The 6,959-nt window shown below is 42.5% G+C and carries 6 protein-coding genes; 5 read left to right on the top strand and 1 reads right to left on the bottom strand.

Going from position 1 to position 6,959, the window contains the following annotated elements; translation table 11 throughout:
* On the top strand, positions 1–1,368 hold a 1,368-nt coding region (locus tag RHS_RS27215), incomplete at its 5' end, for an IMP dehydrogenase (RefSeq protein ID WP_047834937.1).
* 124 nt (positions 1,369–1,492) lie between these two features.
* Here the strand turns inward: RHS_RS27215 and RHS_RS27220 are convergent.
* Positions 1,493–2,116 (bottom strand): YesL family protein, encoded by a 624-nt coding sequence (locus RHS_RS27220; protein ID WP_047834938.1) that lies wholly within the window; start codon positions 2,114–2,116, stop codon positions 1,493–1,495.
* A 239-nt stretch (positions 2,117–2,355) separates the two neighbouring features.
* Between RHS_RS27220 and RHS_RS27225 the strand changes: the two genes are divergently transcribed.
* The 4 genes from RHS_RS27225 (at position 2,356) to RHS_RS32140 (ending at position 6,350) form a co-directional block, all read left to right on the top strand.
* Positions 2,356–3,306 carry a sugar ABC transporter permease gene (locus RHS_RS27225; RefSeq protein WP_027293386.1) on the top strand — a complete coding sequence of 317 codons (951 nt, stop codon included), beginning with the start codon at positions 2,356–2,358 and terminating at the stop codon, positions 3,304–3,306.
* 18 nt (positions 3,307–3,324) lie between these two features.
* Entirely contained in the window at positions 3,325–4,242 is a 918-nt protein-coding gene (locus RHS_RS27230) for a carbohydrate ABC transporter permease (RefSeq protein ID WP_047834939.1), read from the top strand.
* A 140-nt stretch (positions 4,243–4,382) separates the two neighbouring features.
* The gene (locus tag RHS_RS27235) at positions 4,383–6,170 is read left to right on the top strand and encodes an extracellular solute-binding protein (RefSeq protein WP_047834940.1); all 1,788 of its coding nucleotides are present in this window, start codon (positions 4,383–4,385) and stop codon (positions 6,168–6,170) included.
* Between the two features lie 57 nt (positions 6,171–6,227).
* On the top strand, positions 6,228–6,350 hold the full coding sequence (locus RHS_RS32140) for a hypothetical protein (protein ID WP_255348072.1): 123 nt from the start codon (positions 6,228–6,230) through the stop codon (positions 6,348–6,350).
* Positions 6,351–6,959: the final 609 nt, after the last annotated feature.

Consider the following 6,959-nt stretch of genomic DNA (forward strand, 5'->3'; position numbering starts at 1 on the left):
ATTTCTATGAATATTCCGCTTGTATCTGCGATCATGCAGTCGGTTTCCGATGACAACATGGCAATTGCATTAGCCAAAGAAGGTGGTATTTCCTTTATATATGGTTCACAGACAGTTGAACAGCAGGCAGAGATGGTAACCAGGGTTAAAAATTATAAGGCAGGTTTTGTATCCAGTGATTCCAATGTGAGACCGGATCAGACGCTTGCAGATATTCTGGTTTTAAAATCTGAGACCGGACATGCAACTGTAGCAGTAACCGATGACGGTACTGCAAACGGCAAGCTGGTAGGTATTGTTACAAGCAGAGATTACCGCGTAAGCCGTATGGATCCTGCAACCAGAATTTCTGAATTTATGACCCCGATTGAAAATGTAATCTATGCAAAAGAGGGTATTAGCCTGAAAGAGGCAAATAATGTGATCTGGGATCACAAATTAAATGCTCTTCCAATTCTGGATAACAACCAGAGACTGGTGGCTTTTGTATTCCGTAAAGATTATGATTCTCATAAAGAAAATCCATTAGAACTCCTTGATACTTCCAAACGTTATATTGTAGGTGCGGGTATCAATACAAAAGATTTTGCAGAACGTGTTCCAGCTTTAGTAGAAGCAGGTGCTGATATCCTTTGCATTGACTCCTCAGAAGGATTTTCCGAATGGCAGAAGCTGACCATCGAATTCATCCGTAAAAATTATGGAGACAGCGTAAAAGTAGGTGCAGGAAATGTAGTTGACCGTGAAGGATTCCGTTTCCTGGCTGAAGCAGGTGCTGACTTTGTTAAAATAGGTATCGGCGGCGGATCGATCTGTATCACCCGTGAAACAAAAGGAATCGGCCGTGGACAGGCAACAGCCGTTATCGAAGTGGCAAAAGCAAGAGACGAATATTTTGAAGAAACAGGAATCTATGTACCAATCTGTTCGGACGGTGGAATTGTACATGATTATCATATCACCCTGGCACTTGCTATGGGCGCAGATTTCTGTATGCTGGGCAGATACTTCTCCAGATTTGATGAAAGCCCGACAAATAAAGTTATGGTAAATGGTAATTATATGAAAGAGTACTGGGGTGAAGGTTCCGCAAGAGCCAGAAACTGGCAGAGATACGACATGGGCGGAGCATCCAAGCTTTCTTTTGAAGAGGGTGTTGATTCCTATGTACCATATGCAGGAAGCCTCCATGACAACCTGAGCATAACACTTAGTAAAGTACGTTCTACCATGTGCAACTGTGGTGCCTTAAGCATACCGGAATTCCAGAGCAATGCAAGACTGACCCTGGTATCATCCGTAAGTATTGTAGAAGGCGGAGCCCATGATGTAGTATTAAAAGATAATAATATAACTCCTGTGAAATAAGAAATACGAAATATAAAAAAGATTAAAAGTTTATTATTAATGTTATAAAGATCAAAATTGAGAATTTCAAAAATACCGGAGAATTGCCAAAAAATTGGCGATTCTCCGGTATTTTTATATCTGTTCATTTTGAACACACAGCCTCATCCTCATATTTAGAAAGAACTTTGTTAAACAGAAAAGAATTACAATAAGCAATGAAAGCAAAGCCCACAATTACCATGAACAGTTTTGTCTGAGCTGCCGTGAAACACAAAAGAATGACAATACCCTGTATGATGAGCAGGGCAATGGTCTGCAGCCGATGTTCCAAGGCAATCCGGTAAGAATTTTTGATTGTTTCGGTGATATGGTTTTGAAATCTTGCAATCAATGGAAAGGTATACAGAAAGGATATTACCAGCATAACGCTGAGCAGTGTCAACACCAGCAATATTACATTAGCAGCCATTGTACCGATTGCATTCCAAAAGACCAGATTGAATAAAAGAATAGCTCCGGTTAGGAAATAAAACAAAAAAGCCAGAGTGGCAGCTTTAAAATTCTCCCGAAACGCATGGAAGAAAGTTTTCAAAATATAACCATGATCTCCCCTGGCTTCCTGTATAGTGACCTGATACAGTGCGCTTAAGGAGGCACCGGTCGTGAACAAAGGCAGGCAGCAGATCAGAAATACGATATTTAGCAGAATGTATTCACATAGGGTATTGATAAATTGAAAAATGGGACTGTTGATATTGAATTTCATAGGTTTTCTCCTCTATTTATTAAATAAGTTATTAGCCCTATCTTATATGGGAGCAGGTAAAAGGTCTACAGGAGAAATGATAGAAAAAATACGGATAAAATTAGAGATTTTTTCTCCAGAACCACAAAGGTGTAATTTTTACAGGATCCATGTGAAATTTTGAAGGTATCCGTAAAATCCTTGGGATGATAACATAAATGCAAGTAAACGCCCCATGTGAATTGATAGGAGGAAATAGAGTGAAGAAGAATTTAGCATCTGCCACAGTTGGTGACAGACAGAAAAAAGCGAAGAGCAGACAGGGGAAAAAGTTATTTTTTTGGGTACTGCCCTTTATTATCCTGTGCTTTTTGTTTTCGTATTTTCCGTTACACGGTTGGATCTACGCATTTTTTGATTATAAACCACCCCTTCCGCTGTCTAAATGTGAATTTGTAGGTTTGCAGTGGTTTCAGACGTTATTTGCAAATAAGACCCAGATGGAACAGCTGATGCAGGTAATGAAAAATACATTTGCAATGAGTTTATTGGGGATAGCAACATCCATACTGCCAATCGGATTTGCGATATTTTTAAATGAGATCAAATGCAAGTGGTTTAAAAATCTGGTACAGACCCTCACCACGCTGCCCAATTTTATCAGCTGGGTACTTGTCTATTCTGTGGCATTCAGTCTGTTTTCCAACAGTGGTATGGTGAACACCATGCTGCAGCATATGGGTGTAATCACAGATCCTTTAAAATTTTTAGACAGTGATTCTCATACCTGGCTCTGGATGATTTTGTGGAATACTTGGAAAGGCCTGGGCTGGGGCTCCATCATGTATCTGGCATCTATCGCAGGTGTGGATACGGAATTGTACGAAGCAGCCAGAGTGGACGGTGCAAACCGTTTCCAGCTGATGCGCAATATTACACTTCCCGCTTTGATGCCTACATTCTTTGTACTGCTTATGCTGTCCATTGCCAATTTTCTGAACAATGGAATGGACCAGTACTTTGTGTTCCAGAATTCGTTCAACAAAGCACATATTCAGGTATTAGATCTTTACGTTTATAACATTGGCATGACAGGTAACAGTTTATCCCTGGCCACCGCCATCAGTATGCTGAAAAGCCTGGTGAGTGTAACGCTTCTGGTAATTGTCAACTTTGTTTCGAAGAAGACCAGGGGAGAATCTATTATTTAATGTTGGGAAGGAGAAGAGATGAAAGAAATAAAAAAGAAAAAACATCTTACAAAAGGTGATGTAACATTCAATATATTTAATTATCTGATTTTCGGGCTGCTGACGCTTATTTGTGCTTACCCCTTTTATTATCTTATTATAAATACAATCAGTGCCAATGACCTAAGTGCCAACGGGATGATTAATTTTCTGCCACAAAAAGTACATTTAGAGAATTATATTCAGGTTTTGCAGTTAAAAGGCCTGCCGCTGGCGGCATTGATCTCTCTGGCACGAACCATGCTTGGGACAGCACTGACTGTTTTGGCATCGGCTTTTCTGGGATTTATGTTTACCCAGGAAAAAATGTGGCACAGAAAACTCTGGTATCGTTTTTTAGTCATCACCATGTATTTTAATGCAGGGCTGATACCCATGTTTATCACGATGAAAACCCTGCATCTTACCAATACCTTCTGGGTATATGTGATACCGGCGATTGTACAGCCGTTTAATATTATTCTGGTTAAGACCTACATTGAATCTATACCCAAATCCCTGCAGGAGGCAGCGGAAATCGACGGCGCCGGAATTATCAAAATTTTCTGCAAGATCATACTGCCCACATGTACGCCGATTCTTGCGACAGTGGCAATATTTGCAGCAGTTGCCCAGTGGAACTCCTTTCAGGATACTCTGATTTATATTACGGATCAAAAGCTCTATTCCCTGCAATATCTGTTGTACCAGTATATTAACCAGGCAAATTCCCTGGCGGCAATGGTAAAAAATAATGCAGGATCGGCATTGAATATGGCAGCCCTGGCAACCCAGCAGACACCTACTTCAATCCGGATGACGGTTTCTGTGATCGTAGTACTGCCCATTTTATTTGTTTATCCGATTTTCCAAAAATACTTTGTAAAGGGAATTATGATCGGATCGGTAAAGGGATAATAAATAGTGCCCCGGCAGCAGTTGCCAGGCGGACCGGCAAGCGTGCCGCGTGCCCATCAGGCTCGTTGCCCGCGGGAATAAATGAAGTTTATTTGCGCTTAAATTAAATATAAAATATAATAAAAATATGGAGGTAGGATATGAAAAAGAAATTAATCAGTATACTCTTATGTATGGCTATGACAGCATCTGTGTTAGCTGGCTGCGGTGGCAAAAGCAAGGGGACGGCAGATTCATCAGGAGGCAGTACGGCAGCAGGAGAAGAAGCAGTCTCAAACAGTAAATATGAAGATTTTATTACCGTTGATGTATTTGACAGTCTGGCTAATTACCAGGGGATACAGTCGGGATGGTTCGCAAAGGTGGTCAAGGATAAATTTAATATGGAACTGAATATCATTGCACCAAATGTTGCAGGCGGAGGAGATACCCTGTTTCAGACACGTTCCGCAGCAGGGGATCTTGGGGATTTAATTATTACGGGCACCGGAAATGGAAAATTACAGAATCTGGTTACGGCAGGACTTTTAATGGACATGTCGGATTTACTGAAGGATAAAGATGTTGTTAAAAATTATCAGCCGGCAATTGACAAAACCAATAAACTGGTGAAGGAAGAAGGAACCTGGGCGATTCCAAGTGAAATATCCACACAGCCGGCGGATACACCAAGTGAAGGCCTGGATCTTACGTTTGGACCGTATTTCAGATGGGATGCATACAAAGAGGCAGGATATCCACAGATGAAGACCTTAGAGGATATGCTTCCTGTTCTGCAAAAAATGCAGGAGGTATGCCCTGTCAGCGACTCCGGTAAAAAAACGTATGCTATATCTTTATTCAAGGACTGGGACGGCAATATGATGAATAATGCAAAACAGCCAACCTGTTTCTATGGTTATGACGAGCAGGGATTTGTACTGGCTAAAGCGGATGGTTCCGACTACCAGAGTATAATTGACAATAATTCCATGTATGTCCGTGTGTTAAAGTTCTTCTTTGATGCAAATCAGATGGGGCTTGTGGATCCGGAATCCACGACACAGAATTACGATACCCTTGGAACAAAATATAAAGACGGACAAGTCTTATATGCCCCATGGCCATGGCTTGGACAGAATATGTACAATACTCCGGAGCGTAAAGAAGAGGGAAAAGGATTTATGCTGGCACCAATCGACGACATGAAAATCTTTTCTTACGGATGTTATGCAGAAGGCAATTCCAATAGTGTAATGGCTATCGGCAGTAAAGCAGAAGATCCACAGAGACTGGCTGACTTCATTGACTGGTTATATTCTCCGGAAGGTATAGAGATTAACGGACAATCATCCGGCGCAGCAGGACCGGAAGGTCTCACATGGGAAATGAAAGATGGAAAGCCATGCCTCACAGATTTTGGAAAGCAGGCGCTTCCCAGCAATGATGTAGCGGTGCCGGAAGAATGGGGCGGCGGTTCCTGGAAGGACGGCGTATCTGCCCTGAATTATAAAACAAATTCATTAGTAGACATCGATCCCAATACCAATGCGGCATACAATTATCTGTTATGGGACTCCGTACTGGAAGAGAATAAAACAAAACTGGATACAGACTGGCAGGAGAAGATGGGTGCGAAAACAACCTTAGATTATCTGGAGAGCCACGATCAGATTATGGTAGCTCCGGGAAGCAGCTATATTGCACCGGAAGAAGATTCCAACATTACAACGCTGAGAAGCCAGTGCAAAGCATCCATTGTGGACTATTCCTGGAAGATGATCTTTGCATCAGGGGAAGAAGAATTTAACAGCTTGCTGAAAGAAATGCAGGATACGGTTCTGGGACTCGGATATGAGGATGTGCTTGCCGTGGATATGCAAAATGCAAAAGACCAGGCAGTCACCAGAACGGAAATTTTAAATGCAGCACCGGTGTCTGAAAAATAGTATGGGACTTATTAAATTGGGGTTTAGCTGAGGAATGACGCTTTGTAGATGTAGGTAGTGTACGGAAAGATGGGTGTGGGAAACTGGCATGGGCTCCGTCAGCTGGCCGCAGAACTGGTATTTTCTAACCTTTCCGAAGCGCTTTTTGGCGGCACGCGGGCATTCACCGAGAAATCCTGATGCATTTCTCGGTTCAGTACCCGCTTAGTATCCGATGGGAGCCAGTCGAATACTATCCGCCAAAAAACACTTCGGAAAGGTAAGTAAATACTCAGATCTGCTCTACGCTTTCTCCGCCCATACCAGTTTCCCACACCCATCTTTCCGAGATAGCATTCGTTGACACAAAGCTGCTTTTCTCAGCCTGGTGTAGACCCTTGGGGTGTGACGGTCTGTTCGTTTTTGGATGCAGCAGAGTGTGTTACGGCAGTTCAGAGTGATAAAATCCAGCTGGTTTATTGGTTTTTAAGTGTTCTATGCCAATAGCGTACAGCATGCCACAACCCCGGGGTCCCATCATGCTGAGAAAACCAGCTTTGTATCAACGAATGCTATCTCGGAAAGAGAAGGGGGCGAGCCAGGACATTGATTTGGAAGGCGTATAGCAGAGCTGAGTATTTACTTACCTTCCCAGAGTGCTTTTTGGCGGATACAATTCGACTGGCTCCCATCGGATTGTAAGCGGGCAGTGAGCTGCGAAATGCATCAGGATTTCGGAGCGAATGCCCGCGTGCCGCCAAAAAGGGCTCTGGGAAGGTTAGAAAATGCCAGTTCTGCGGTAAGCCTTCC

The sequence above is a fragment of the Robinsoniella sp. RHS genome (genome assembly GCF_001029355.1).
GTDB classification, from domain to species: domain Bacteria; phylum Bacillota; class Clostridia; order Lachnospirales; family Lachnospiraceae; genus Robinsoniella; species Robinsoniella peoriensis.